Consider the following 1,916-nt stretch of genomic DNA (forward strand, 5'->3'; position numbering starts at 1 on the left):
GAGATGCGCAGGACGACGAAATCATCGCCCGTGGACTGCGTATCGTGGCCAACGCGGCCGACGATCTGACCGTTCTCGAGCGTCAGCCAGACGGTCCGATGACCCACCGACGTACCGTCGAGCGGACTACCCTCCAGCGCCGTCGCGACAAGGTTGGACTTGATCCCGCCCCCTTCGGGCGCGCCCGTCAGCACGAGGCTGAGCAGGGACGTGACGGGATCGACCAGGGCGGCACCGTCGGCGCCGTAGTTGATCGCGGCATTCGTGAACAACGGGGCCAGCAGCCCCTCACCCGTCTTCAACTCGCCGATCTGGGCGGTCGAGGCTGCGTTCGTCGTGAACGTCACGGTGGCGTTGGCCGTGTCGTCGACGATCCCGTTCGGCGCGCCGCCGCCCGACTCGCTCTCGCCGACATTGTATTGGTCGGGCGAATGACCGATCGTCTCGTCCAGATTCAGCTTGAGTGCGACAAATTCAGGCTCCGTCACGTCGGTACCGATCGTCAGCGCCGGACCGTCGTCGTTGAAGTGGATCTTGCTCGAAATATCCGCCGACGCGGACGCGGTGTCGCCATCGCCATCCTTGATCGTCACGACGGCCGAGATCGAGCCCGCGGTCAGCGAGGCCGGATCGTTCGGATTGGACGTATCGGAGTGATGCAGCGAGAGATATTCGACCACCGAGACGTTGCCGGTGACCGGATCGATCGCGACCGCAAAGGCGGTCTTGCCGCTCAGTTCGGGATGAACATTGTCCTGGCCCACCGTGCCGATCACCCGGCCGGCAAGATCCTGCGACAAGGTGATCTCCGTTCCGTCCGTCAAGGTCACCCCGGACGTGGACGATTTCAGCTCGAGCGAATAGGTGATCGCCGCAGTCGGATCGGGGCCGTCGACGCCGAAATACGGCAGGATGCTCAGGGCTGCGCCGCTGCTGGTCGCGTAAGCGAGTACCGGCCCGGGCTTATCCGGATCATCGCCGGGATTCTGCACGTCCGCAAAGATCTGCAACGGGCCAGTAACGTCGTTCGCCTGGTTGCCCGGTGTCTCGTCCGCCGTCACCCCGAAATTGTGAGACAGCGTCGCCGCCACCAGCGGGCCGTCGTCTTCGAACCGAATGTCACCGCCAATGTTGGCGGACGCCGACGCGTGGTCGCCGTCGCCGTCGGTGACCGTCACGGTCGCCTTGACCTGGCCGAGGGCGTTTGCCAGCGAGACCGCTTCATCGATATCGCCGCCGATATCGGCGCTGTCCTGGTGAAGCGAAACATACTGGACGACGGACACCTTGCCGCTCACCGGATTGATCGCAATCGCAAACGCGGCCGGATCGCTGGTGCCGGTCACGTCACCGCCGGGATCGCCCCCGTCGTAACGGCCCACGATCAGGCCGTTCTCGAGGAACAGGAAGATCTCCTTCCCTTCCGTCGTGGTGAGCATCGCATCGACCGGGCCGGTCGTGCTCTGGCCCTGCGCGTCGGTCAGCGTCAGCGAGAAGACCTGGGCGCCCGTCTTGGCCGCGCCGTCGGTGCCGTAGTCCACATTGTCGATGGTGAGCGCGGCGACGTTGCTCTGCGCATACCCGATCGGAAGGCCGAAGAGAACCTGCGGGTCGTGTCCGGGATTGCTGACGGCGTTGAAGACGGGCGTGAACAGAATGTCATTGTCGTCGCCGAACGGCGGGCTCTGCAGCAGCAGGGTCTCGTCGTGGACGACCTGGAAGGCCGAATTGGCGGAAACCGAGACCGCGGGGCCGTCATCCTGGAAGCTGATGCTGGAGTCCTCGGTGCCCACGATCTCGATCGTGGCCGAGGACGTCGCCGTGTCATTGTCGCCGTCGGTGATGGTCGCGGTCAGCGTAACACCGAGGCTCGCGCCCTCACCGACCAGGTTGAGGAACTGCGTCGAATCGAAATT

The 1,916-nt window shown here is 64.7% G+C and carries 1 protein-coding gene; it reads right to left on the reverse strand.

Annotation, left to right across the window (positions count from 1 at the left end; genetic code table 11):
- Positions 1 to 1,916: DUF5801 repeats-in-toxin domain-containing protein (locus tag AC1D00_RS39035; RefSeq protein WP_477014347.1), on the reverse strand; the 1,916-nt coding region annotated here is incomplete at both ends.

Source organism: Bradyrhizobium sp. P2_E8 (assembly GCF_056403875.1).